Genomic DNA, 23,806 nt, shown 5'->3' on the forward strand with positions numbered 1-23,806 from the left:
TTCCTATTGGTACTGGATGTAGAGAGGGATGGGTCGCATTGCCAGCACCTGGGTGAGCGTCAGCATCGGCTTGTCATTCTTGTAGAACAGCTTCAGTCCGGCGAACTGGACCGGTCGACGGGTCACGACGAGTCCAAAAATATTCTGTTTCAGGGCCGGTGCGCCAAATCCGTCGGCATCGATGACGACCTGAACCCTCGGGTCGAGGGTGATGTCGCGCTCCCGGGTCAGCATCCCCTCGGTGAAGCGGTGAACGACCAGGATCTTGGGCGGGATCCCCGCCTCCTCGACCAACTTCGCGAGCAGCGCCTGCACCTGGTTGACGTCACTGGCGTCGAGCGTCCCGATCCGCTTGCCGGGGACCTTGCCTGGCGGCATGGCAAACTCCGGATCGATGCCGAGGTGGACATTTGGACGCCGAAGCCAGGGGAGGAGCCTGGGGATCTCGGCGGCGATGGGGCTGCGGCCGGCCTGGACGTCCAGGAAGAGCAGCCATCCTCGGGCGTCTGCCCAGGCGGCCACCTTGCCGATCAGGGCATCGCCGTGCTGGAGCCGGTAGAGCCCACCTTCGCCCGGGTGTCCCTGCGCCACGGTGACGATCAGGTGCAGGGCGCGGAGCACGGGACGTGTGGTGTCGGCCGCTTCCCAGCGCTTGGCCGTCTCCTCCAGGCGCGCCATCATCTGCTAAGGGGGGATCTCGCCCAGGATCCCCATGCGGGTGGAGAGCGGGTTCCCGTAGTAGGCGATGATCCGGTGCTTCGGGAGCAGCGCGTCCCGCCGGGCGACGATCTGGCGGGAGGCCAGCGGGGGATGCACCGTGTCGATCGCTACCGCCGGCCGTCGGGGCGGGGTCGCGGGGAGCTGGGCGGAGAGGGACGCGGGGGCGGTCAGGAGCAGCGCGGCGAGCAGGGGGAATCGCATCATGGCGAAGCATACACCTGCCGGGTGCACCCTTGGACCACCCGAGGCGGACCGCTACGATTCAATGCGCACCAATGACCTGAAGGATCGCACATTCCGGAGCAGTGACCCCCTGTGAAGATTGCCATCTCGACCGGCGGCGGCGACGCCCCCGGCCTCAATGCAGTCATTCGTGCCGCCGTCCTCACCGCGCATGATCGCGGTTGGGAAACAGTGGGCATTCGTCGTGGCTTCCACGGGCTCCTGGACGGCAGCGGTGTCGTGCCCCTCGGCGCTGCCGAAGTCAGCGGCATCACGCATCTGGGCGGTACCATCCTCGGGAGCACGAACCGCGGCAACCCGCTCCGCTGGCCGAAGCTGCAGCCGGATGGCCGGGTGGTCGAGATCGACCGGGGCGACGAGTTGATCGCGGCCTTTCGTCGCGAGGGCATTGACGCCCTCATCTCGATTGGTGGCGACGGTTCGCTCGCGATTGCCGGCACGCTCTGGGAGCGTGGCCTTCAGGTGGTCGGCGTGCCGAAGACGATCGACAACGACGTCGTCGGCACCGACACGACCTTCGGCTTCGACACCGCGGTCTCCACCGCGACCGAGGCACTCGACAAGCTGCACACCACGGCCGAGTCGCATGACCGCGTGATGGTGGTCGAGCTGATGGGGCGCGAGGCGGGGTGGATCGCGCTGCACAGCGGCATCTCCGGAACGGCCGACGTCATCCTGATTCCGGAAATTCCCTTCTCGCTCGAGAAGGTCTGCGAGAAGATTCGCGAGCGCGAGCGGCACGGGCGACACTTCTCGATCGTCGTCGTCGCTGAAGGGGCGCAGACCGTCGATGGCGGCCCGGTCTTCCGCGAGCGGCGGAGCGCCGGCACGGTCGACCGGCTCGGCGGCATCGGCGAACAGGTGGCGCACGGCATTGCGCAGGTCACCGGCAAGGAGACGCGCTCGCTGGTCCTCGGCCACCTCCAGCGTGGCGGCTCGCCGACGACGTTCGATCGGTTGCTCGCGCTGCGCTTCGGCTCGGCGGCGGTCCGCGCCATCGCCGACGGCGACTTCGGCACCATGGTGGCCTACACGCCGCCGGTCATCTCGCGCGTCCCGATCGCCGACGTCGTGGGCCGGATGAAGACGGTGCCGCTCGATTCAGGGATTATCCTGACGGCGCGGCACCTGGGGATTTCGTTCGGCGACTAGACGGCGAACGGCGAACGGCGAACGGCGAACGGCGAACAGCGGTAAGGGGTGAGGAGTGAGGGGGAACAAACCCCTGACCCCTCACCCCTCACCGTTTCCAACCGTTCGCTGTTCGCTGTTCGCTGTTCGCTTACGCCGGCATCTCATACTTGATGACATAAAACATCACCCCCTGCGGTGACGCGATCCCCGCCATCCGCCCCACCGTCGGGATATCGACGGGCGGCATGAAGACGCTGCCGCCGCTCGCGGTGGCCTTTGCGGCCGCGGCGTCGACATTGTCGACCGTCATGTACACCGCCCAGTGCGACGGGAAATTTCCCATCTCCGGCGTGATCGCCATCATCCCGCCCACCATCCGGTCGCCGGCATGGAAGACCGAGTAGTCCATCCCCGGCATGCTCATCTTCTCGATTCGCCAGCCGAAGAGCGCGCTCCAGAAGGCGCCGGCCTTCTCGGTCTCGTACGTCGCGAGCTCGATCCAGCTCGGCGCGCCGTGATGCATCGAATCGGCCGTCATGCCTGGTGACACCCCGGCCTGCCAGACATCCATCTCGGCCCTGAACGGATCGAAGGTCTCGGCCATCCGCCCCGTCGGTCCGACGTCGAACGCCGGCTTCCCCAGCCCGCCGAGCTCGTTGGCCTTGGCCGACGCCGCGTCGGCGCTCTCGACGCGGATCATCAACCCGATGCCGGGTGGCGTGCTCGGGGGCATGTTGGGGCCGCTCGTGTCCCACATCCCCCCGACTTCCTGACCACCCACCTTGATCAGGTGGCCGCCCATCTCCGGGATCTCGGAATACTCCCAGCCGAGCACGCCGGCGAAGAAGGCCCGCGCATCCGACGACGCAGGCGTGAGCACGTTGATCCAGCAGAATTCGCCAATCCGACGCGGACCTGAGAGCATGAGGGGACTCGGAGAAGAGGTGGGCGGAGGTGAACGGTGAACGGTTAAAAGTGACCTGTGACCGGTGACCAGTGATCAGGAACTGGTAAGGGGTGAGGGGGCGCCCATTCGGACGGATGTTCACGTCCTCCCGTTTCACCTGCCAGCCGTAACACCTCGGTCACAGGTCACAGGTCACAGGTCACAGGTCACAGGTCACAGGTCACAGGTCACTGGTCACCGTTCACCCAAGAAGCTCCGCACCATCTTGAGTCCCGTCGTCGTCAGCACCGACTCCGGATGGAATTGCACCCCCTCGACCGGGTGCCGACGATGCCGAATTCCCATGATCTCGCCGTCATCGGCGCGGGCGGTGAGGAGCAGTTCCGGCGGCAACGTCACCTCGACAACGGCGAGCGAGTGATACCGTGTCGCCTCGAGGGGCGACGGCAATCCGGCGAAGACACCGAGGCCGTCGTGCGTGATTGGCGAGGTGCGGCCGTGACGCGGGTGTGCCGCGCGTTCGACCGTCGCGCCGTAGGCGGTGGCGATGACCTGGTGGCCGAGGCAGACGCCGAGGATCGGGGTGGTTGGTCCGAGGCTTCGTACGACATCGAGCGCGAGACTGCATTCCTCGGGTCGTCCCGGGCCAGGGGAGAGGATGATGTGCGTCGGCGCCATCGCGCACACTGCCTCAAGCGACAGGGCATCGTCGCGACAGACCAGCGGTGCCTCGCCGAGCTCCTCGACATAGCGCGCCAGCGTGAAGACGAACGAATCCTCGTGGTCGAGGAGGAGGATCACGGCCCCTCCGCCAGCGCGGCCATGAGCGCCGCCGCCTTGTCGAGCGTCTCCCGGTACTCCGCCTCCGGTTCCGACAGCGCGGTGATCCCACCGCCCGCGTGGAACGATGCGATCCCCCGCGCGATGGTCACCGTGCGGATCGCGATCGAGAACGAGCAACTGCCGTCGCGCCCCAACCAGCCGATCGCACCGCAATAGGCTGCGCGCGTGACCGGTTCGTGGGCGGCGATCACCGCCATGGCCCGGAGCTTCGGGGCACCAGTCACCGAGCCGCCGGGGAAGGTCGCTTCGAGGAGGTCGATTGCATCGCGCCCGGTGCGCAGCCGCCCGGTCACCGTCGACACGAGATGGTGCACCGTCGGATGCGTCTCCAGGGCGCACAGCGTCGGCACGTCGACGCTCGCCGGTGCGCAGACCCGCGCGAGGTCATTCCGCAGCAAGTCGACGATCATCACATTCTCGGCCCGGTCCTTCTCGCTCGCCACCAGCTCGGCGGCGAGGACCTCATCCGCTGCAGCATCGGTCCCACGCGGCCGCGTTCCCTTGATCGGGCGCGTCTCCACCATGCCGGTCGCGGCATCAAGTTGCAGGAACCGTTCAGGTGAAGCGCTGAGCAACTCCACGTCGCCGTGGTCGAGGTAGGCGGCGAGCGGTGCCGCAGTGTGCGCGCGAATCCGCCGGTAGAGCGCCAGCGGGCTCCCGGCGAACGGCGCCGTGAAGCGCTGGGCGAGGTTGGCCTGAAAGATGTCGCCGGACAGCACATGCTCGACGACGGCGGCCACGGCACGCTGGTACGCGTCGGGCGCGAAGTCTGGCGTGGCGAACGCGGTGGCGAAGGTCCCCTGCGCCGTCGTGCCCGCCCCCTGCACGACCGCCATCATCTCGGCGGCACGTGCTCTCGCGCGCACGGTGTCGCAGCGGCCATCCTGCTGCATCCCGGTGCTCACCAGCCACGCCTGATGCGTGGCGTGATCCCACGCGATCACCCAGTCGTACAGCGCCAGCGAGAGGTCGGGCAGCTCGAGCGGGTCCTGCGGAGCGCGCGGCATCCGGTCGAACGCCGCGCCAAGTTCGTAGCCGAGCCAGCCGATCCAGCCTCCCTGAAATGGGGGGAGCATCGGGGCGATCGGGGCGGTGTGATCGAGGGTGGCGCGGAGCTGGTCGCGGAGGGCGTGCCAATCGTGGGCTGCCCCGCGCAGGATCCGCACCGGGTCGGCGGCGAGGTAGCTGTAGCGGCCGAGGTCGTGGTGGTCGGCGGCGCCGTCGAGGAGGGCAGGGAAGGGACGATGCGCAAACCGCTCGAGGAGCTCGAGCGGTTCGGGAGGTGGATCGAGCGGAATGATGACCGGCGAAACCACCGGAGCGTCGGTCACCCCGTGATCCAGCCGCCGGTTTGTCCCTCGAGACCCGGGAAGCCGCCCTTCGGCTGCCACTGGATGGTGGCCTCGATCCGCTCGGCCATCTGGAGGTCCTTTTCCGTGATGCCGCCAGCGGAGTGCGTCTGCAACATCACCACGATCCGCCCCCAATGGACTTCCAGATCGGGATGGTGATTGCCGGCCTCGGCCAGGAAGGCGATCGCATTCACGGCCAGCATGGTGCTGCGCCAGCCGTCGGTGGTGTACTCGCGCCGGAGCCAACCGTTGGACGCCCTCCATCCGGGCAGCACGGCGAGGCGCGCGGCGAGCTCGGGGCCATCGAATAGCGGTTCGTTGCTTTTCATGCCGTCAGTCCAGGCGTTGCGAGTACGTGGCCGACTGTCCGACCGATTCCTCGACCTCGATCTCGAGGAAGGTGAGGTTGGCGCCATCGGCGGCGAGGTCTTCGCGCACCTTCACCGCGACCCACTCCGCGATCATCTCGGCAGTGGTATTGGCGATCGGCAGCATGGCGCAGTCCTTCGTGGGGAACTGGTAGGTCTGCTCTCCGAAATACTCGACGAAGGTCATCGCCCCTTCAGTGCGAAAGGCGAGCTTCGGATTGTTGGTCGGAAGCAGGACCCGGTGGTCCATGATGTCGACGTACCGCCGGACGATCCGCTTGAGGATCGCGAAGTCCACCACGAAGAGACACTCGCTGTCGATCGGCCCTTCGACGGCCACGCTGATCCGGTAGTTGTGACCGTGCAGCGACTCGCAGGTGTGCCCGCGGAAGGTGATGAAGTGCGCCGACGAGAAGACCAGGTAGTCCTTGCTGACCGTAACGCGAAATGTGCCCACAGCATGCTCCAGAATCGTTGCCGCGCGGACGAGAGGTGCCGCCGCGGCACCAAGTTACCACGACATGCGCCGACTCACCATCGGACAGGTGTCCACGAATCAGGACACTCCTCCGCGCGGGGCAGTGACGTAACTCCTTGTGGGACATGGGATTTCGGTGTGGCACGGCGCTGGCACTTCAGTGAACGGTCAACGGTGAACGGTGAACGGGCCTCCGAGCCGCAGCGCCGCAACCGATGGCATCGATCACCGTTCACCGTTCACCGTTCACTTCCTGCTGGAGGCTCTCATGCGCACCGCATCGTTCGTCCTCACCCCGATGGCCGCCCTGGCCCTTGCCATCACTCCGCTCTCGGCCCAGGTCCGGGCCAGCGTCCATATCGACATCCCGATTCTTGGCACCCATCGCCCCGTCATCGTGGACCGCGATGACCGCTACGACGACCGCCGCTACATCGTCGAGGTGCGCGACTACTCGTCGCGCAACTACGGCCAGTGGAAGAAGGAGTACCGGAACTGGCGCCCCGTGACCATCTACGTGGTCAATGGCCGCTACTACGAGCGTCAGGTCCGCGGTGCCCGCCCGGTCTCGGTCTACTACTACCGGAACCAGTACTTCTTCGAGCCGCGCGATCGCGACTTCTACCGGTACCGCGACGACCACCGCAACGATCGCTGGGATGACCGTCGCGACGATCGGCGCGATGACCGATACGGCAATCGCGACGATCGTGACGACCGTCGCGATCCCCCGCGCCCGAACACCCGGTACGAAGACCGGTCCCGGCCCCGCCAGTAACCGGCGGGGCAGTTCCCCAGGCTAGTGGGCGATATGCTCGCCGGTGATTTCCACGGCGGGCAGTTGCCCGGTCAGCCGCAGCGAAACGTTCCAGAGCCGCGCCCCGACCACCGCGTCATGCGAGAGCAGCGACGACGTGGCGGGGCGCGAACGCTTGAAGTACTTCCCCGAGACGCCCTCGACATCGCGTGACGCGGCCAGGTACAGCAGGGACGTTGCGGCGTCTTCCGGCGAAATCGTGAAGCGCTTGACGAACGGCCAGAGCCAGTGCGACCACCAGCGGCGATACCCCGACTCGAGCAGCTCCGTCCCGACCACGCCCGGGTGGCAGGCATTGATCGTCACGCCACTGCCCTCGAGACGGTGCGCCAGGTCGTAACAGAACATCACGTTCGCCAGCTTCGAGCGCCCGTAGGCGGTGATGCCGTTGTAACGCTTGGTGCTTTCCCAGTCCTCGGGGTCGGTCGCCCGCTGGTGCGCCTCCGAGGCGACCATGATCACGCGCGCCGGGGCGCTTGCCTCGAGCAGGTCGAGCAGACCGGTGGTCAGGAGGAACGGCGCGAGGTGGTTCGTGGCGAAGGTGGCTTCGACCCGGTCCACCGTCTCCTCGCGGTGCATCTGGAAGGTCCCGGCGTTGTTGATCAGGACATCCAGGCGAGGCGTCGCGGCCTTGACCTCCTGTACCAGGCGGCGGACTTCGGCCTGGCTGGAGAGATCGGCCACCAGCAGCGTGATCCGCGCATTGCCGGTGGCGGCGATGATTTCGCGCCGTGCCGCCTCACCGGCCTCGCGGTGGCGGCACGACATCAGGATCGTCGCGCCGAGGCGCGCGAGCCCCTCGACCGTGGCGCGGCCAATGCCGCGACTCGCTCCCGTGACCAGGCAGACCTTCCCGTCCATCATTCCTCCCGCCGGTGCTCCCGGCACAATCCCGAACCTGCACAGCCCCAATTATAGCCGCGGGGGATGTACTTTTCCCCTGTGGACCTCAAGCGCGACCATTTCCTCCCGCCCGACCCAGATGCCTACCACCGGGCCGACCACCCCCGCGGTCGGGTCATTGTCATTGCCCCCACCCGCGCGTCGTGCGAGACCATCGAGCTCGCCCTCCATGCCCGGGTCGAGACGCTCCTGCAGCGGAAGCATGGCGCCGAGCTCATGGAGTGGGCGGGCGCCGGCAAGGGCTTCGGCATCGTCGCCGGGACCGGGACCGGGAAGACGCTCGGCACCCGGCTGATCGCCGAAGCGATCCTGCGCGAGCCGCTGCTGATCGGGGTCGTCAACCGCGAGCGGGAGGCGACCCCCGACACCCCGTCGTGGAATGTCATTGTGGTCACCACGGGGATCGCACGCCGCTGGCTGACCGACGGCTTCGTGACCCCCCGCGACACGCTGATCGTCGACGAGATCCACCAGACCTCCGCCGAGCTCGAACTCTGCCTCGCCCTCGGGAAGCGAACCGGGTGCCGGTTCATCTGGCTCTCCGCCACGGTCAACCCGACGTTCTATCGCGCGTACCTGAACAGCGACGAGATGCTCGAGACGTCGGCGTTCGACCCGGCGCTCCGTGCGCACGTCACGGTCGAACCGAAGCAGCCGGAAGCGTATCTCGACGATGCCACCATTCGGCGATTCGTGCGCGAGAATCGCGGCGTGGCGGTCTTCCTCCCGACGCGCGCCGAGGTGGAGCGCCTGGGCGAAGGACTGGCAGCGCGCTTCCCCAAGCTCAACGCCGCGTTCTATCACGGCGGCGAGCCGATCCGGATCATCCGCCCCTTCCTCGAGGGCGAGGTCAAGAAGCCGTACCTGCTGGCGATGACGGCGGCCGGACAGTCGGCGCTCAACCTGCCGGGCCTCGACACCGTGATCATCTACGACGCCCGCTACGGCAACGTCGTCGACCGCGGCAAGAACGTCCTGCATCGCCTCTACCTCGGCGCCAACGAGATCCTCCAGATGGCCGGCCGCGTGCACGGGCGCGTTGCCAATGGTCAGGTGGTGATCCTCTCCGATCGGGCACTCGATTTCGCCACCCTGAAGCCGGCGCCGCCGGAGTTCCAGTTGGCCGGCGATGCGGAGCGTGTCGCGCTGACCTGCGCGGCCATCGGCGTCGATGCCAGTGGCCTCGACTTGCCGGTGCCGCTCGATCGCACCGCGTACCGCGAGGCGATGGCGCGGCTCACGTCGCGCGGATTGATCGAGAACGGCCGACTCACCCGGTATGGCCGCGACGTTGAGGCGCTGCCGGTCGAGCGGCCGTGGGCGGAACTGCTCGTGCACGCCGACGAGACGCTGTTGCCGCTGGTGGCCGGGGCGAGCGGCATCGACTCGCTGCACCGGATGACCCGCGAGGAGCGCGACCTGCACGGCGCCTTGGTGCCCGGCAGCGACCACCTCACGGCCTACAACCTGCTGGTCGAAGCGGTGAACCAGTGCAGCACGTTGGGCGAGGTGCACGGACTGCGTCGCCACGTCTTCGACGAGAAGGCCCTCGGCCTCTGGGCCGAGAAGCGGGGCGTGCTGCAGAAGGCAATCGAAGACGGAGCGCTGGCGATGGCCTCCGTCTATCGCGCGCTCGACCTCGAGTTGCCGGCGACGATTCCCTACGCCGATCGCGATCGGCGCGCCGCGTTCATCGACCTGCTGGCGCGGATCGCGCCGTTCGAGCTGGTGCTCGACGAGCGGACGGTGGACGGACAGGACGCCCGCATCTCGAAGACCTCGGTGGCCGGGAGCTGGGGCGCCGTCGCCGGCAACCTGCGGTACTTTGCCGACCGCTTCGGCACGGCGCGCGCGAGCATCGAGGGGACGACGATTCCCTTCGACCTGGTCCGCCGCTATGCCAGCTACGGGGCGCCGCAGGTGGTGCTCGCGGGGCACAAGCATCGGCAGGGGCTCGGCATCTCGCGCCGGCTCGCCTACTTCGGCTTCGAGCTCGAGCACGACCTGCAGCACATCGAGGGCGAGATCCCCGACGCGCTGCAGGCCGAGGCTCGGGAGCTGCTCACGGAAGGGTTGCTCGATGGGTCGGTCGAGCATCCTGACCGTGGTCGCATCGTCCGCATCGTGCGCGACCTCGACGAATACTGGCGGCGCAGTGGCGGTGCCCTGCAGGGGGTCGATCCGGCCACCATCCGGGCGCTGATCCGGGCGCAGCTGGAGGATGTCACCAGTTGGGCGGGCTTCCAGAAGACCGCCATCACGCTCGATGCCGAGGCGATGATTCCGCTCGACGCGCGGCGCCACCTCGACGCCTTGCCCACCTCGGTGCGCATCCATGGCGACGCGTCGCCGATCGGCTACGAGGTGCGCAACAACCTGCCGATCGCGCGGCTCTACTTGCGCGAAGGGCAGGCGCGCCGCTTCGTCGCGGAGGACATTCCGGTGCTCGACCGGCCGGTGGTCTTTGCCGTGAAGCGCGCGGATGAGCTGTTGCAGGCTGAGGATCTGGCCGGGTTGCAGGCGATTCTCTCGCGTCCGCTGCCGCGGCGCATGGACCCGCCGGGCCGGCGTGGTGCCGGTCACGGACCGCAGGATCGCGACCGCAACGCCCGGGGCCGTGGTGGGCAGGGTGGTGGTCGCGGGCGAGGCCGGGATGACCGTCGCGGTGGCGGTGGTGGCGGCGGCGGTGGTGGAGGGCGTGGCGGCAAGGGCGGTGGCAAAGGCGGACGCGGCGGAGGAAAGCGGCGGTGAGCCTCGGCGTCATCCTGGCGCTGGTGATGGTGCAGGTGCTCTTCGCGTCGCTCGCCATCACCGGCAAATTCGTGCTGCCGTTCGTTCCCGCGTTTGCGTTGGTCGCCTTCCGGCTCGCCGGTGGTGCCATCGTCTTCGATCTGGTGCGGCGTCGCCAGGCGGTGGTGGTCATCCCGCGCGGCGATCGCTGGCGGCTCATCGGGCTCGGGCTGCTCGGCCTCGCGATCAACCAGACCCTCTTCCTCTTCGGCCTGCGCCACAGCACCGCGATCAACGCGACGATTCTCGTCGCCACCATTCCGGTCCTCACGGCCATCATCGGCGTCGTCACCGGCCGCGAACGTCCCGCGCCCCTCAAGCTCGCCGGAATGGCGATCGCGATCGTGGGCACCGTCTGGCTGATCGGGCCCGATCGCATCGCCTTCGATCATGACACCGCGCTCGGCAACCTGTCGATCGAAGTCGGCATGGTGGCCTACGCGCTGTATCTGGTCTACTCACGAGCGCTGGTGCGTCGCCACGGCTCCATTCCCTCGGTCGCACTGATCTTCACTTCCGCCGCGATCGGCTACTTCCCGATCGGCGCGTGGGCGCTCTGGCATCTGGATTGGACCACGGTGCCACTGTCGGCGTGGTGGTGGACGCTCTGGATCGTGTTGGGGCCGACGGTGGGGACCTACTTTCTCAATCTCTGGGCGCTCAAGCGCACCTCGTCGAACGTCGTGGCCGGCTTTGTCTACCTGCAACCGATGTTGACCGCGGTGGTCGCGCCGCTGGTGCTCGCGGGCGAGCAGTTGACGCCGCGAGCGATCGGCGCCGGGCTCGCGATCTTTGTGGGGTTGGGGTGCATCCTCCGCGCCGAGCAGATGGCGCTCGAGGCCTCGGCGGCGGGCGCGGAGAGCTAGCGGGCCGCGGGTCGGGCCCGGCCACGTCCCGCACGCACCAACCGCTCGAGCCGCTCGCCGAGGCGGTCCACGGCATCGCGGTGGGCCGCGAGCGCCGTGGCCAACTGCGCGCGTTCGGCCATGAACGATTCCAGCACGGCGGTCAGGTGTTCATCACGCGCGCTGCGTCGCGCCGCCACCATGTTCGCTTCCTCGATCGCGGGCCAGAGCGCCCGGGCCGAACTCTCGAGGCCGCCCGCGAGTTCCGTGATTCGGCGCGCGGTCACTTCGCTCGCCTCGGCCTCCCGAATCGCTTCGGTCAACGCGTGGCGGAGCGTCTCCAGTTCCGATTGCAGTGCGGTGCCGTCGCTGGCGAGGGCCGCCGTCTGCGCGGCAATCGCGCTCGACGCATCGGTGGTGGCATCGGCGAGGCGCCGGATCTCCTCGGCGAGGACCGTGAAGGTCCGCCCTGCCGCGCCGGCGCGGCTTGCCTCGAGCGCCGCCGTGTTGGCCAGCAAGTTGGTGCGGAACGCGACCCCGCTCACGGTGTCGTTGCTCGCCGCGATGGCCTCACTGTGTCGGTCGATCGCGGACAAGTCCACGCGCAGTGCCGCCAGGCCGTCGACGGCGCGCGCGATGGCGTCGGTGGCCGCGCGGGTGTGCGCGCGCGCTTCCGCGACCGCGGTCTCGAGCCCGTCACTCCGCGCGCCGATGGCCTTGCTGCCGTCACTCAACTGGGTGAGCACCTCGCTGGCGTCGACGGGCAACGGCAGCCCGCGGCCGTCGTCGGTCACCAACTCCGGCAACAACCCGGTGGCGTGCGCCAACCCGCGACTCACTTCGCCGGCATCGTGCGCAAAGCCGCCGAGTTGCATCTCCCGCTCGGCTTCCCGTCGCCGCACTCGAATCGTCGAGGAAATCGGCCCGAGAAAGGCGAGCAGCCACTCCCGCTCGCGGCGGCCAAAGGCTCCCCGGAAAGCGCCCTTCGAGATACACCTCGCCGAGCGGATCGCCGCTCCGGCCGATCGGCGCCACGACCGAACGCCGCTCGTCGAAGGTCTCGGCGTCCGGCACGAACGCCCCCTCGGGCCGCGCGCGCCGTGGGGTCCCGACCGTGACTTCCAGATCTGGCGTCCCGATCCGGATCACCACGGCCTCCGCCTCGAAGATCGTCCGCAACTGTTCGGCGCTCTCGCGAATGCCGGCTTGCAGGTCGGCGTCGTCCAGCAGACGCTGGGCGAGCCGATAGGCCGCCAGGTCCCGCTTCCGTGGATTGACCATCGGCAGGGCAAGGATCCCCCCCAAGCCGAAGATGGCCAACAGCGGAAGGGTCGTGAAGACCGGGAGAATGGGGAGCCCAATCGACCCCAGCAGCTCGGGCACCAGCGAACTCACCACCGCCGGGACCAGGCCGAAGAGGACCGCCGCCAGCGTCCAGCTCACGGCCTGGCGCTGGGAGGCCCGGCGATTGGACGAGGCCAGCGAGAGCAGGAGCGCGCCGACGGCCAGGGTGGCCCCGACCGGTTCAAAGGTCTGCCGCAGGAAGAAGCCGTCGACCACCCGGAGGAGCGGCGCCTCGCCAAAGGCGATCCCCCCGGCGGTGGCCACAAAGAGGGCGCCGTGGAGGGCATACCAGCCGGTCACGATCCCGAACCAGAAGCGCTGCTGGTGGTTCCAGGCGACCGCGAGTGCGAAGTGGACGACGACGGGCGTCAACAGGTAACGCCACGGGCCGACGATCAGAAACAGCCCGAGCGGGGTGGACTTGCTGACTGGCGCGTCAAGGGACAGGAGCGCAGTCAGGACGGCCGCGGCCGAGACGAGCCCGAGGAATGGGGCGGTCGGTGGGGCCTCCGGCGTCTGGATGAGCGCCAGGACACCCAGTCCGAGCAGGAGCAGGGCCACCAGCCCGGAGACGGCGACCACGGTCGAGTCCGGTGCCGGCGAAATGAGGAGGGGGCCGACGACCAGCCCCGCACTGATACAGGCGACCGCCGCAATGAGCGGCCAGCTCCCGAGCGGGCGGCGGAGTGACACGGAGGCGGTCGTTTGGGCATCAGTCATGGATGAGGGAAGAATATGGCCCGTCGGAGCGGGGAGAGGAAACCGCCCCACGTCACCAACTGAAACCAAGAGGCCCCCTTGGGCGTATCACCTGACATGACCCAGCCGATGATGACCCCGACCCTTCCGTCGGTCTTCTCGCCGCTCGCGAAGGCGCTCCTCGATTCATTCAACGAGGGCGTCATCGTGTTCGACAAGGACGGGCGGATTCTCTACCTCAACGCCTCCGGGCGTGATTCCCTCGCCGAGGCTGGACTGGATCCCGCCGGTGAGAAGGACGACCTCCTCCCTGAGCTCGCCGGGATGGGTGGTCGGCTCGCCCCGATCCGGGTTGGTTCGTTGGAACTCGGTGAGGCGATCTTCCTCCCCCGCCGGGAGGGTCCGACCACCCTCGCGGAGCGAGAAAAGGACGCGATTGTCCGCTCGCTCGAGGCGCACAATTGGCGCCTCGCGGAAACGGCAAAGACCCTCGGCATCTCGCGCACCACGCTGTGGCGTCGCCTCCGTGCCTATGGCCTCCACCGTGACGGGCGCACCAAGTGGGATCAGGCGTCGTAGCGCTGTTGGCCTTCGCCCTGATCGGGCAACAGGCCGCCGACACCACCACGTACGCCGACCGAGCCACCAGAGACCTGGTGGCTCGTGCGGTTGCGCGTCACGCCTCCGCCGATACCACCGTCCGCGACTATCAGGCCCACCTCCGCTATCGCGTCTCGTTCGGGATTGGCCAACGGCGCTGGGCGGATGTGCCGACCGCCGCCGTCGAAGAACAGGACGGCACGGTCCACTGGTCGCTGCCCAACGATCTTCGCGTCGATATTCTCGGCCGTCGCGAGGCATCACGCCTCGATGGCGTGAACCTGATGTCGTCGTTCAGTCGGCCCTGGTTCGTGCCGCGCACGCTGGGCGACTCGATCCGCGTGCTCGGTGGCGACGCCTCGTCGCGCGCCGCGCCGCATCCGCTCTCGAAGGGTGGCGAGGCGATCTACCGCTACGCCGCCGGCGACTCGCTGGTGATCGGCATGCAGGGCCGCCGCTTCACCATCCGCTCGATCACGATCATGCCGCGCGAGAATGCGGCGGTCGCGGTGGCCGGCCGACTCTGGGTCGACACCGAGAGCGGCGATGTGGTGCGATTCACCTTCCGCTTTGTCGGACGGGAACTCTGGACCGATCTCGACGACGAGATGTCGGGCGATTCGGTCGGTGCCCGGCGTGCCGGTCGCATCGTGCAGCAGCTCGTCCAGCTCGATGCCGACCTCGAGTACTCGCTGCAGGAGAACAAGTACTGGTTGCCGGCACGCCAAGTCCTCTCGGGCCGTGTGACGGTGCCGCTCGGCGGCGGCCTGACCGTGCCCTTCGAGGCGACGACCACCTTCGATGATTACGACGTCAACACCGGCAAGGGCGTCGTCTTCACGGCGGCGTTCCGGGATTCGACGTCGCGGCCCACCCGGGAAGAGCGCGTCGCGGCGCGCGATTCGCTCCGTGCGGCCCGGCGTGACAACGTCATTCCCGATTCCCTGCGTGCCCGCGACAACACCGGCTACCTCGCGCGGGGCGGCCGGTATCAGGTGCATCGGCCGCCCGTCGACTCGCTGCGGCAGTACGCCGCCTGGAGCGATTCGCTCGTGCTCGAACAGGATCCGGTCGAGCGGGCACGGCTGCGCGAGGCGTTGGCCGACGTGGCCGGCATCGTCGAGGACTTGCCGCCGGGGTTGAGCGGCAAACCGGGATTCGGCTTCGCGTGGGAGAAGCTTCCGGACATGATTCGCTTCAACCGGGTGCAGGGGACGACTTTCTCGTATGGCCAGCGATTCGGGACGCCGTGGGGATTCACGACCGCGTTTGCCACGGCGCGCTATGGCCTTGCCGACCATCGGGTGATGGCGACGGGCATGATCGTGCGTGACGCGCCGAGTGGGCGCTTCACGATCAGCGGTGGGCGCGATCTGGCCGACATCGATCCCTGGGCGCGCGGGCTGAGCTTCGGCAATTCACTGCGTGGCATGCTGGTCGGGCGCGACGAAGGAGCCTATCTCCTCGCGCAGGGCGTGCGGCTCCAGCTCGAGCGGAGCGCAGGGTTGGGTCGGGAGCTGCTCCTCGCCGGCTATATCGCCGACCAGCAGAGCGTGGCGACCGAGTCGAACGGCGGCCTGCCGCACACCTTCGACAAGTCGTGGTCCTTCCCCGGCAATCCCACGGTCCGCGAGGGTCTCGCGACCGGCGGGCAGCTCCGCTATACCGCGCAGCAGTATGGGCGGGCGTTCGGTCTGTCCGGTGGAAGGTGTCGCGGTGGATGGCGAGGTCGCGGGTCGACTGACCGCCGATTGGCGGCAGACGTGGTGGCGCGGCGCGGTGACGTTGCGGCTGAAGGGCGGCCTCGCAGAAGGCAGCGACCTGGTGCCGCAGATGGCGCTGCGGGCCGGCGGCCTCAACACGGTGCGCGGCTACGACTTCGGTGTGGCGAGCGGTGATGCCCTCTGGTCGGCGCAGCTCGACGTGATGCGCGCCGGTCGCGGCGCCGTGAAGACGGTGCTCTTCGCCGATGCCGGACAGGCGGGTCGACGGGACGCCTTCGGCGACGCTCCGTTCCTCTCCGGGGCCGGCGTCGGTGTCACGGTGCTTGGCGGGATCATCCGCGCCGAACTGAGCCATCCACTCACCGAGCGTGCCGGCCGCGGTCTCCGCTTCGACCTGATCTTTGGCGGGGCTCGGTGACCCGAGGCCGGCTGATCGTCGTCGTGGCGCTGCTCCTGGCTGCCGCCGGGGCAGGGCTCTGGTGGTGGCGCGGGCGTGACGGCGCCCTGCCGCTGGGCGGCGTGCCGGCGGACGCCATCGCCCTCAGTTGGAAGGGGAAGTTCAAGGGGAGCGCCACGCTCCCGGCGACGGTGAACTGGTGCCCGGGGAGTCGCGTCGCCATCGTCGAGGGACTCTCCAACGACACCGGCTTCGTGATGGTCGTCCATGCGGCCGACACGCTCGCGAAGGGGACGATGTCGGTGCTGCCGGCCGAGTTCATCGCGGCGGCTGGCGGCCCGCGCCCCGCGGCGTCCAGTGCCCTGCGCTGGCCAGCCGATACCGCGATCCTCGCGGGGTATCGCGGTCAGAATGGGCTGGTCGAGTTGGTGCCCCAGGGCGGGCGTCTTTCCGCCACCTTCACGATCCGGATGCAACCGCCGATGTCCTCGGACACGATCAGCGTCACCGGGGCGTTCCGGAACCTGAAGGTGGAGTCGCGGGCGGTGGGCTGCCCCTGACGGACGATGATCGATGATCGATCATCGATGATCGATCACCCAGCTCTCGAATCCCCGCCTTGTCGAGTATCTTCCCCCTCATGGAATCCACCTACTTCCGCCGCGGTTTCGGCCTCAAGGGCGAGATCGAGGCGCAGCGCTCGGCGGACTATGCCAGCGGGATCGTCGAGACCGTCCGGGCCAACGGGAACCGGCTGCAGGTCGGTCCGCTGACCTTCCGGCTCGCCAAGGAATTCGGCTTCTGTTACGGCGTCGATCGCGCCGTCGACTATGCCTACGAGACTCGTCGCAAGTTCCCCGATCGTCGGTTGCTGTTGGTGGGCGAGATCATTCACAATCCGCACGTGAATGAGAAGCTCGCGGCGATGGGGATCATCTTCCTCGAGCACAACCCCGGCGCGGACTTCGATTTCACCGACATCACGCCCGAAGACGTCGTCATCATCCCCGCCTTCGGCGTGACGATGAAGGACTTCCAGCGGCTGCGCGCCATTGGCTGTGTGCTGGTGGACACCACCTGCGGGTCGGTCCTCAACGTCTGGAAGCGGGTCGACAGTTATGCCCGTGATGGCTACACCGCGGTCATCCACGGCAAGCACTACCACGAGGAGACGCAGGCCACGGCGTCGCAAGCGACCAAGCACGATGGCGGGAAGTACCTGGTCGTCTTCGACATGGCCGAGGCGCGTATGGTCTGCGATGTGATCGAGGGGAAGGGCGACGCGTCTGCGCTGGCGGAGCGGTTCGCGAAGGCCTGTTCGCCCGGCTTTGATTTTACGGCTGATCTGCGGCGAATCGGGGTCGCCAACCAGACCACGATGCTCTCCGGGGAATCGCTGGCCATCGCGGCCGAGCTCCGGAAGTCGCTGATCGTGGCCTATGGCGAGGCCGCCGTGGACGATCATTTTCGCTCCTTCGACACCATCTGTTCCGCCACGCAGGAGCGTCAGGATGCCGTGGTCGAGCTGCTCCAGGAGCCGCTCGACCTGATGCTGGTGGTGGGAGGCTACAACTCCTCCAACACTTGCGCCCTGGCCGCCCTGGCCCAGAGCAAGGGCGTCCGGACCTACCACCTCGAGGATGCGGAGGGGGTGGACCCGGAGGCCGGTACCCTTCGGCACCAGCCGGTCCGCACCAAGCGGGAAGAGGTCCTGGCCGATTGGCTGGGTGACGCGAAGATCATCGGCATCACCGCCGGCGCCTCGACCCCCAACAACAAGATCGGCGAGACGATCGCTCGGGTGGGGGCGATGATCGGCGTGGAAGTGAGGTAGGGAACGGCGAACGGCGAACGGCGAACGGGACGAAGGGTGAAACGTGAGACGTGAAACGGGAGCCAACGAGCGGCCCACGTTTCACGTTTAACCTTTCACCATCTCCGTACCCGTTTGCCGTCTTGACAATAAACCAGTCATACGACTGCTTTATGTATGCCAAAGTCGCCAGTAACGGCCGCCATCCACGACCCGATCTCCGCCATTCTGGGGACTCGAGGCAAGGTCGCGGTGATGCGAGTGCTCGCTTCGGCCGCAAACCCGCTCCAGCAAAGGGAAGTGGCTCGGCGGACCGGAATGGCCCTCCGGACCGTGGAGCTGGCGCTCGACGACCTGCTCGCCTCCGGCATCGTCGAACGACTGGCCGGGGGACGCGAGCGGCTCGTGCAGGTACGCTCCTCTCATCGCCTCACCCCCTCGATCCTCGCCGTCCTCCGCGCCGGCGCCGACCACTGGCCGGCCCTCCGCTCCGAACTGCGAGCTGCCGCAACCACCCCGCACGACCCCGCCCTCCTCTCGGTCGCCGTCGTCGGACGGGTCGCCACCCGCACGGAGAGAATCGGCGATCCCCTCGACCTGCTCCTGCTCGCTGCCGACGGCCCCACCGCAGCCCGATGGGTCGCACGCTTCGCCTCCCTGGCTGACACCGTGGCCACCCGATTCGGTGTGACGCTGCGCCCGATCGGCTACGGGTTGAATGCCGCTCGAGAAATGTGGGCAGTGCGTACATCTGCTGCTGAGCAGACCGTCCGCGAGGCTGAGCGGGTTCACGGGGCAGAGCTCCTGGTGCTGCTCAGCGGCGGCTAATGGTCGATACTCGCCGGGCCGAACAGCGAGTCCGTGACTTCACAGCCAAGGACCGTTCGGCAGACCGCGCTTCTGCTCACGCTGCGTCTCTGCGCGATAGAGAGCGCTACCGAAAATCTTGAGCAAATGTACGCAATGCACACATTTGCGATTCCAAGGCCAAAGTGTACATTGATCACATATGCCTAACCCGTTGCACGACAACGCCAAGCCGAAGTCGGGCTATCATCACGGCGATCTCCGCGCCGAGTTGATTCGCGAGGGAATCCGTCAGCTGGAGCGGGGTGGTGTCGCCGAACTCTCGTTGCGGCAACTGGCTAAAAGCGTCGGCGTGACGGGGTCAGCCCCGTACCGGCATTTCCCGGATCGGTCGGCGTTGCTGGAGGCGATCGCCGCCGAAGGGTACCGGCGGGTGGCGGCCACGCTGGCGCCGAGTGGGGTCAGGGTCGCCGAGGGGGCGCGGCGGGTGGTCCACTTCGCCGCGGAGCACCCGGCGTGGTGGGAGTTGATGGCGGGGGGCGGTGGGGCGATCGGGCCCGATCTCGAGGAGGCGCGGGGGTCCTTTCTCGCGGAACTTGTCGGGGTGGTCGAGCGATCAATCGGTGGTGAGTCAGCCGAGGAGGCGATCCGCTTGGCTGTGGCGGTCTGGGCCGCGCTCCTCGGTCTGGTACGGCTCCGTGCCAGCGGTGGGGTGGCCGTGCTCGACGAGGCCATGGTGCCCGAACCGGCCGCGTTGGCCGAATCGATCGTTACTGGCCGGCCGATGCCACCAGCTGGCGCGCGACCGCGGTGATCGTGAGCGGGGCACACCCTTCGGCGCGGTTGTTGACGATCAGGTAGGCGGGGACGCGGAGTTCGAGGGCTGCCTTGGCGAGTGCCGCGAGGTCGCCGCGGAGCTCAGGGTTCTCGTCCTGCACATGGTCATACGGCGCGAACGCATCGACCGCTGTCGAGTAGCTCCGACCCGGGCGGAGAAGGGCCCGCGCCACCAGGAAGTCGGCCGTGATGGCATCGTGCAGCTGGAACTGCTCGCCGATCGACGGCATCCGAGTCCAGCTGTTGAAGAGATGCGCGACGCCGTGGGTCCGCAGCACCGCAAAGTACTCCGGGCCCAGGTACTCCTGGTTGCGGAGCTCGACGGCGTAGGGGACCCCTCGAGGGAGCTGCCCGAAGAAGGCATCGAGTCGCATCGCGAAGTCGGCGGCACCGAGCTTGGCGGTTCGCGCAATCGTCTGGAATTCGAAGACGAACGGACCAATGTGCTCGGCAAAATGCGCCTGCATCGGCCCCAGCACTTCGTTGGTGAACAGGTCGGCGTTGAGCCAGTCCGGGTTGAGCTGGCCGAAGTGGGCTCGTTCCTTCGGATTCGCGAAGGTGTGGGCGGTGATCCGATCCCAGACCTTGCTGACACAGCGGAAGTCGGCGGGGAGCGCCGCGGCATAGCTCGCCAGCGTCCGCTCGGAGGGCGGCGTGTAGAAGAAGGAGTCGATCCCCACCGTCCGGAAGAGCGGCCAGCGCGCATACTCCGCCAGCATCTTCGCGCCAGCCCCGGTCGCCGGATACGGCTTCTCGTAGATCAGCCCCGTCCACCCCGGATACGTCCAGGAGGAACAGCCAAAGCGGATCAGCGGGGAGAGCTGATCCGCGAGGGCGGCGACTTCGGCGGGGAGGGGCCAGGAGGGTGCACCCCGAAACTATACTACCAAATCGATGATCGATGATCGATCATCGATTACTTCCCGTCCTTCACGAAGTTGAAATCCAGCTCCAGCTGAATCGGATCATCCACGCGCGCCACCACCGGCACGCGAGGCACCGCAATGCCGAAATCGGAGAAGACGAACTTCGTCTTGGCCGTCCCGGTCAGCCCGGTCGGGCTCGCGGTGGCGGTGACGGTCCAGGTGGTTGGCTTGGTGACCCCCTTGAGGGTCAGGTCGCCCACCAACGTGAAGTTCAGCGCACCGCTGGTTGGCATCTTCGCCGGGAGGCCAGTGATCTCCTTGACGACGAGGACGGCGTTCGGGTAGGTCGCCGTCTCGAGGGTGTTGCGCTGCACGTACCCGTCGCGGCGATCGCGGTCGGTCTTCAGCAGGGTGAGGTCGATCGTGATCTTGGAGCCGGAGGAGACCACCTTGCCCGCCTTGTCGAGCGCGATCCCCCCGGTCACGCCGGCCGTCTTGCCGACGACGTCATTTTCGATGGTGTTGGCGGCGAGCAGCTCCCGGACCTGATAGCGCGCCTCGGTGCCGGTGGGGTTCAGCGTGTAGTGGCTCTGGGCGGCCAACGGGGTGGCAGTCAGGCTCAGGAGGGCAAGGGTCGTGGCAAGGCGGGTCATCGGGTCCGGGACTCCAGATTGGGGTGCATCGCAGGTGACGAATCAATACGGGGCGAGGGCACGGGGGGTTGCACCGCCATCGATGATCGATCATCGATGATCGATCATCGATGACTCCGAGCTGCCCTGCGGGCGGGGTCCCAATCGCGCCAGCATCCGCTCCAGCCGCTCCAGGTGGCTGATCGTCACGGTCAACGCCCCGAACGATTCCTCCACCACGCCACGGAAAATAAAGGGCCCCTGGTCGAAGAGGACGTGGGCGCGCTCCCTGTAGACCGCCGGGAAGAGGACGCACTCGATCAACCCGTCGCCGTCGTCAAAGGTGACGAACTGCATCGGTTCGTGGGTCGCGGTGTGGACCGGTTTGCCGGTGGTGTACATCCCGGCCATCAGTACGCGCTTGCCGACGTGCCGTTGCAAGTCGCTGCTCTTCACCAGGCGGAAGCGGGTGAGCTCTTCGGCGTGCAGCGCCATCGGGTGGGCGTCGAGGCAGAAGCCGAGCAGGGCCCAGGCATCGCGCCGTTTGCGTTCGGTGTCGTAGTCGCGAAGCGTGGGGACGGGGGGTGGCGTCGTCAGCATCTCCTCAGCAGCGGCCGTCACTCCGCGGTCGGTCGTATCGACCATCCACAACAGTTGCGGCCGAGTCATCCCACCCGCGATCCCATCGAGCGCGCCGACCTTCACCAGCAGGCGGATATCGTCGGGTGCCATGGCGCTGCGGGTGCGGAGGTCGGCGAGCGAGGTGAAGGGACCGCTCGTGTCGCGCGTGGCGAGCAGCTGGTCGGCGCCCTCCCGCGACAATCCCTTCACGAACATCAGCCCGACGCGCATCCCCTCGCGGTGGCCGGTGCAGCGCCACGCACTGGCATTCACGCAGGGGGGCAGGATGGCGACCCCCATGCGCCGCGCCTCGGCGACATAGGCAAAGCTGCGGTAGAAGCCGCCCTCATTCGAGAGCACGGCCGCGATGAACTCGGCGGGATGATTGGCGCGCAGGTAGGCGCTCTGCTGCGCCACCTGGATGTAGGAGCAGGAGTGGCCCTTGCAGAAGGAGTAGCCGGAGAAGGAGAGCACCATCTCCCAGACGGTGATGATGCTGGCCTCGTCGCGCCCGTGCGCCCGCGCGCCGCGCACGAACTCCTCGAAGTAGGCGGCGAGCTGCTTCCCCGGGCGCTTCTTCGCGAGCGCCTTGCGGAGCCCGTCGGCGGCCGACCAGTCGAGTCCGGCGAAGGCATGGGCGACATTCACCACGTCTTCCTGGTACACCATCACGCCGAACGTCTCGGCGAGGGTGTCGCGCAGGGAGGGATGCAGCGGCTCGTACTCCATGCCGTACAGCCGTTCGAGGTATTGCTGGATGAAGCGATTGGCTGCGGGGCGGATGATGCTGGTGTTGAGCACCAGCAACTCGAACGACTCGGCCTGGCTCTTCAGGTTCAGCATGCGGCTCGCGGGCGACTCGGTGTAGAAGACGCCGAGCGTGTCGCCGGTGCGGAAGAGGGCGCGCGTTGCGGGATCGTTGCCGGCCTGCTGCGAGGTGTAGTCGAGTTGCACGCCGGTGTTGACGTGGACCATCGCGATCGCATCGCGGATCACCGCGAGCGAGCGGTTGCCGAGGAGGTCGATCTTCACGAGCCCGGCGTCTTCGGCGCCGTCCTTCTCGAACTGGATCACCGGGACGGTCAGGTCGGGGGCGTCGGCGAGCCGCTTCGCGGCGGGCTCGAGCGGCACCACGTCGGTGAGCGCGCCGGGGACGATCACCACGCCGCCCGGATGCAGCGAGAGATGCCGCGGCGTGCCGACCAGGCTGTCGGCCAGCGTGGTGATCCGGTCCCATCCCTGCGGCAGCCGCATCCCGCGGAAGTTGGGATGCGAGGCGAGCAGTTCGTTGACGGGCTCGCCGCTGCCGAAGTGCGGAATGCGCCGGGTGATGTCGCGGATCTCGGCGGCCGGCCGGCCGAACACCTTGGCGACCTCGCGCAGCGCGCCGGCGAGGCGGAGGCAGTTGTGGTTGGCGACCATCGCGGCGCGCGGGCGTGGATGCTTGCGGAAGACCCACGCGAGGATCCGGTCGCGTTCGTCCCAGGGGAAGTCGAGGTCGATGTCGGGCGGGTCGCGCCGCGCCGGATTGAGAAAGCGCTCGAAGAGGAGCCCCGCGCCGAGCGGCTCGACGTGGGTGATGCCGAGGCAGTAGGAGACGATCGAGTTGGCGACCGAGCCGCGGCCGCAATGGGTCGGGCCGTGGAGAACGATGTCGCGGACCACCAGGAAATAGTCGGCGAAGCCCTTCATGCCGATGATGGCGAGCTCGTGCTCGAGTCGATCGCGCGTGACCGGCGCGATGGTGCCGTAGCGACGCAGCGCCCCTTCGTAGGCGAGCGAGCGCAGTTGCTGCAAGGCGTCACTGGCCTCGGCATGCCGGGGCGCGATGGTGCGGCCGATCGGGATGCGATACTGACAGCGCTCGGCGATCACGGCCGCGGCGGCGAAGGCCTCGGGGACATCGGGGAAGTGGCGTTCGAGATCGGCGGCGGGGCGGAGCCAGGCGTCGCGGGGGGATCCTGGTAGGGGCGCAGCATGCTGCGCCCTACGCCGCCCGCTGCGCCCGTACACCGGTGCCCCCGCCCGCGCCGTCCTCTGCCAGCGTGCTGCTGCCATGGATCGCC

Annotated in this window: 24 protein-coding genes; 11 read left to right on the forward strand and 13 right to left on the reverse strand. The window is 68.0% G+C overall.

Annotated elements, in window-relative coordinates; genetic code table 11:
- Window positions 1-3: 3 nt before the first annotated feature.
- Window positions 4-681, reverse strand: coding sequence for a hypothetical protein (locus IPP98_11280; GenBank protein MBL0179692.1), 678 nt, complete (start codon window positions 679-681; stop codon window positions 4-6).
- Between the two features lie 3 nt (window positions 682-684).
- Window positions 685-924, reverse strand: coding sequence for a hypothetical protein (locus IPP98_11285; GenBank protein ID MBL0179693.1), 240 nt, complete (start codon window positions 922-924; stop codon window positions 685-687).
- A gap of 111 nt (window positions 925-1,035) precedes the next feature.
- Between IPP98_11285 and IPP98_11290 the strand changes: the two genes are divergently transcribed.
- On the forward strand, window positions 1,036-2,115 hold the full coding sequence (locus IPP98_11290) for an ATP-dependent 6-phosphofructokinase (protein MBL0179694.1): 1,080 nt from the start codon (window positions 1,036-1,038) through the stop codon (window positions 2,113-2,115).
- Window positions 2,116-2,245: 130 nt separating this feature from the next.
- On the opposite strand, the gene IPP98_11295 is transcribed toward IPP98_11290, so the two are convergent.
- From IPP98_11295 to IPP98_11315, 5 genes are all read right to left on the reverse strand, one after another.
- Window positions 2,246-3,022 carry a VOC family protein gene (locus IPP98_11295; GenBank protein ID MBL0179695.1) on the reverse strand — a complete coding sequence of 259 codons (777 nt, stop codon included), beginning with the start codon at window positions 3,020-3,022 and terminating at the stop codon, window positions 2,246-2,248.
- A gap of 216 nt (window positions 3,023-3,238) precedes the next feature.
- Window positions 3,239-3,805, reverse strand: coding sequence for an aminodeoxychorismate/anthranilate synthase component II (locus IPP98_11300; protein MBL0179696.1), 567 nt, complete (start codon window positions 3,803-3,805; stop codon window positions 3,239-3,241).
- Window positions 3,802-5,148: an aminodeoxychorismate synthase component I gene (gene pabB / locus IPP98_11305; GenBank protein MBL0179697.1), complete on the reverse strand. Its 1,347-nt coding sequence runs from the start codon at window positions 5,146-5,148 to the stop codon at window positions 3,802-3,804. The genes IPP98_11300 and pabB overlap by 4 nt, the downstream gene beginning before the upstream one ends.
- Before the next feature lie 26 nt (window positions 5,149-5,174).
- A complete protein-coding gene (locus IPP98_11310; protein MBL0179698.1) occupies window positions 5,175-5,528 on the reverse strand; it encodes a 4a-hydroxytetrahydrobiopterin dehydratase in 354 nt (117 codons plus the stop codon).
- Between the two features lie 4 nt (window positions 5,529-5,532).
- Window positions 5,533-6,024, reverse strand: coding sequence for a 6-pyruvoyl tetrahydropterin synthase family protein (locus tag IPP98_11315; protein MBL0179699.1), 492 nt, complete (start codon window positions 6,022-6,024; stop codon window positions 5,533-5,535).
- A gap of 289 nt (window positions 6,025-6,313) precedes the next feature.
- On the opposite strand from IPP98_11315, the gene IPP98_11320 reads away from it, so the two are divergent.
- Window positions 6,314-6,823 (forward strand): hypothetical protein, encoded by a 510-nt coding sequence (locus tag IPP98_11320; protein MBL0179700.1) that lies wholly within the window; start codon window positions 6,314-6,316, stop codon window positions 6,821-6,823.
- Window positions 6,824-6,844: 21 nt separating this feature from the next.
- Here the strand turns inward: IPP98_11320 and IPP98_11325 are convergent, their stop codons facing one another.
- Complete coding sequence (locus IPP98_11325) at window positions 6,845-7,726, reverse strand: SDR family oxidoreductase (GenBank protein ID MBL0179701.1); 882 nt, start codon at window positions 7,724-7,726, stop codon at window positions 6,845-6,847.
- Window positions 7,727-7,882: 156 nt separating this feature from the next.
- On the opposite strand from IPP98_11325, the gene IPP98_11330 reads away from it, so the two are divergent.
- Both IPP98_11330 and IPP98_11335 read left to right on the forward strand, forming a co-directional pair.
- Window positions 7,883-10,516: a DEAD/DEAH box helicase gene (locus IPP98_11330; GenBank protein ID MBL0179702.1), complete on the forward strand. Its 2,634-nt coding sequence runs from the start codon at window positions 7,883-7,885 to the stop codon at window positions 10,514-10,516.
- Window positions 10,513-11,421 carry a DMT family transporter gene (locus IPP98_11335; protein MBL0179703.1) on the forward strand — a complete coding sequence of 303 codons (909 nt, stop codon included), beginning with the start codon at window positions 10,513-10,515 and terminating at the stop codon, window positions 11,419-11,421. Before IPP98_11330 ends, IPP98_11335 begins: the two co-directional genes overlap by 4 nt.
- On the opposite strand, the gene IPP98_11340 is transcribed toward IPP98_11335, so the two are convergent.
- Window positions 11,418-12,194, reverse strand: coding sequence for a hypothetical protein (locus IPP98_11340; protein MBL0179704.1), 777 nt, complete (start codon window positions 12,192-12,194; stop codon window positions 11,418-11,420). The two genes, IPP98_11335 and IPP98_11340, sit on opposite strands and share 4 nt — an antisense overlap.
- The gene (locus tag IPP98_11345) at window positions 12,127-13,464 is read right to left on the reverse strand and encodes a hypothetical protein (GenBank protein MBL0179705.1); all 1,338 of its coding nucleotides are present in this window, start codon (window positions 13,462-13,464) and stop codon (window positions 12,127-12,129) included. Before IPP98_11345 ends, IPP98_11340 begins: the two co-directional genes overlap by 68 nt.
- A 96-nt stretch (window positions 13,465-13,560) precedes the next feature.
- On the opposite strand from IPP98_11345, the gene IPP98_11350 reads away from it, so the two are divergent.
- The 7 genes from IPP98_11350 (at window position 13,561) to IPP98_11380 (ending at window position 19,598) form a co-directional block, all read left to right on the forward strand.
- Window positions 13,561-14,022: a hypothetical protein gene (locus IPP98_11350; protein MBL0179706.1), complete on the forward strand. Its 462-nt coding sequence runs from the start codon at window positions 13,561-13,563 to the stop codon at window positions 14,020-14,022.
- Window positions 14,023-14,027: 5 nt separating this feature from the next.
- Window positions 14,028-15,941 carry a hypothetical protein gene (locus IPP98_11355; protein ID MBL0179707.1) on the forward strand — a complete coding sequence of 638 codons (1,914 nt, stop codon included), beginning with the start codon at window positions 14,028-14,030 and terminating at the stop codon, window positions 15,939-15,941.
- Window positions 15,877-16,185 carry a hypothetical protein gene (locus tag IPP98_11360; protein ID MBL0179708.1) on the forward strand — a complete coding sequence of 103 codons (309 nt, stop codon included), beginning with the start codon at window positions 15,877-15,879 and terminating at the stop codon, window positions 16,183-16,185. The genes IPP98_11355 and IPP98_11360 overlap by 65 nt, the downstream gene beginning before the upstream one ends.
- Entirely contained in the window at window positions 16,182-16,724 is a 543-nt protein-coding gene (locus tag IPP98_11365) for a hypothetical protein (GenBank protein MBL0179709.1), read from the forward strand. The genes IPP98_11360 and IPP98_11365 overlap by 4 nt, the downstream gene beginning before the upstream one ends.
- Before the next feature lie 80 nt (window positions 16,725-16,804).
- Entirely contained in the window at window positions 16,805-17,998 is a 1,194-nt protein-coding gene (locus IPP98_11370; protein MBL0179710.1) for a 4-hydroxy-3-methylbut-2-enyl diphosphate reductase, read from the forward strand.
- Between the two features lie 297 nt (window positions 17,999-18,295).
- Complete coding sequence (locus tag IPP98_11375) at window positions 18,296-18,805, forward strand: hypothetical protein (GenBank protein ID MBL0179711.1); 510 nt, start codon at window positions 18,296-18,298, stop codon at window positions 18,803-18,805.
- A 181-nt stretch (window positions 18,806-18,986) separates the two neighbouring features.
- Window positions 18,987-19,598, forward strand: coding sequence for a TetR/AcrR family transcriptional regulator (locus tag IPP98_11380; GenBank protein ID MBL0179712.1), 612 nt, complete (start codon window positions 18,987-18,989; stop codon window positions 19,596-19,598).
- Here IPP98_11380 and IPP98_11385 read toward each other — a convergent pair.
- The 3 genes from IPP98_11385 to IPP98_11395 all read right to left on the reverse strand — a co-directional run bounded on the left by IPP98_11385 (window position 19,555) and on the right by IPP98_11395 (window position 23,753).
- Window positions 19,555-20,340 (reverse strand): DUF72 domain-containing protein, encoded by a 786-nt coding sequence (locus IPP98_11385; protein MBL0179713.1) that lies wholly within the window; start codon window positions 20,338-20,340, stop codon window positions 19,555-19,557. The genes IPP98_11380 and IPP98_11385 overlap by 44 nt on opposite strands.
- Before the next feature lie 197 nt (window positions 20,341-20,537).
- Window positions 20,538-21,140 carry a YceI family protein gene (locus IPP98_11390; GenBank protein ID MBL0179714.1) on the reverse strand — a complete coding sequence of 201 codons (603 nt, stop codon included), beginning with the start codon at window positions 21,138-21,140 and terminating at the stop codon, window positions 20,538-20,540.
- A gap of 90 nt (window positions 21,141-21,230) precedes the next feature.
- Window positions 21,231-23,753: a DNA polymerase III subunit alpha gene (locus IPP98_11395; GenBank protein ID MBL0179715.1), complete on the reverse strand. Its 2,523-nt coding sequence runs from the start codon at window positions 23,751-23,753 to the stop codon at window positions 21,231-21,233.
- Window positions 23,754-23,806 lie beyond the last annotated feature (53 nt).

The sequence above is a fragment of the Gemmatimonadota bacterium genome (assembly GCA_016720805.1).
GTDB lineage: Bacteria > Gemmatimonadota > Gemmatimonadetes > Gemmatimonadales > GWC2-71-9 > Palsa-1233.

Bases quoted from the DNA above. Each gene is read 5' to 3' on its own strand.
- IPP98_11325 (MBL0179701.1), bottom strand. From the start codon at position 7,726: ATGATGGACGGGAAGGTCTGCCTGGTCACGGGAGCGAGTCGCGGCATT.
- IPP98_11370 (MBL0179710.1), top strand. From the start codon at position 16,805: ATGGAATCCACCTACTTCCGCCGCGGTTTCGGCCTCAAGGGCGAGATC.
- IPP98_11385 (MBL0179713.1), bottom strand. From the start codon at position 20,340: ATGCTGGCGGAGTATGCGCGCTGGCCGCTCTTCCGGACGGTGGGGATC.
- IPP98_11390 (MBL0179714.1), bottom strand. From the start codon at position 21,140: ATGACCCGCCTTGCCACGACCCTTGCCCTCCTGAGCCTGACTGCCACC.
- IPP98_11360 (MBL0179708.1), top strand. From the start codon at position 15,877: ATGGCGCTGCGGGCCGGCGGCCTCAACACGGTGCGCGGCTACGACTTC.
- IPP98_11345 (MBL0179705.1), bottom strand. From the start codon at position 13,464: ATGACTGATGCCCAAACGACCGCCTCCGTGTCACTCCGCCGCCCGCTC.
- IPP98_11350 (MBL0179706.1), top strand. From the start codon at position 13,561: ATGACCCAGCCGATGATGACCCCGACCCTTCCGTCGGTCTTCTCGCCG.
- IPP98_11320 (MBL0179700.1), top strand. From the start codon at position 6,314: ATGCGCACCGCATCGTTCGTCCTCACCCCGATGGCCGCCCTGGCCCTT.
- IPP98_11285 (MBL0179693.1), bottom strand. From the start codon at position 924: ATGATGCGATTCCCCCTGCTCGCCGCGCTGCTCCTGACCGCCCCCGCG.
- IPP98_11280 (MBL0179692.1), bottom strand. From the start codon at position 681: ATGATGGCGCGCCTGGAGGAGACGGCCAAGCGCTGGGAAGCGGCCGAC.
- IPP98_11375 (MBL0179711.1), top strand. From the start codon at position 18,296: ATGGCCCTCCGGACCGTGGAGCTGGCGCTCGACGACCTGCTCGCCTCC.
- IPP98_11310 (MBL0179698.1), bottom strand. From the start codon at position 5,528: ATGAAAAGCAACGAACCGCTATTCGATGGCCCCGAGCTCGCCGCGCGC.
- IPP98_11380 (MBL0179712.1), top strand. From the start codon at position 18,987: ATGCCTAACCCGTTGCACGACAACGCCAAGCCGAAGTCGGGCTATCAT.
- IPP98_11295 (MBL0179695.1), bottom strand. From the start codon at position 3,022: ATGCTCTCAGGTCCGCGTCGGATTGGCGAATTCTGCTGGATCAACGTG.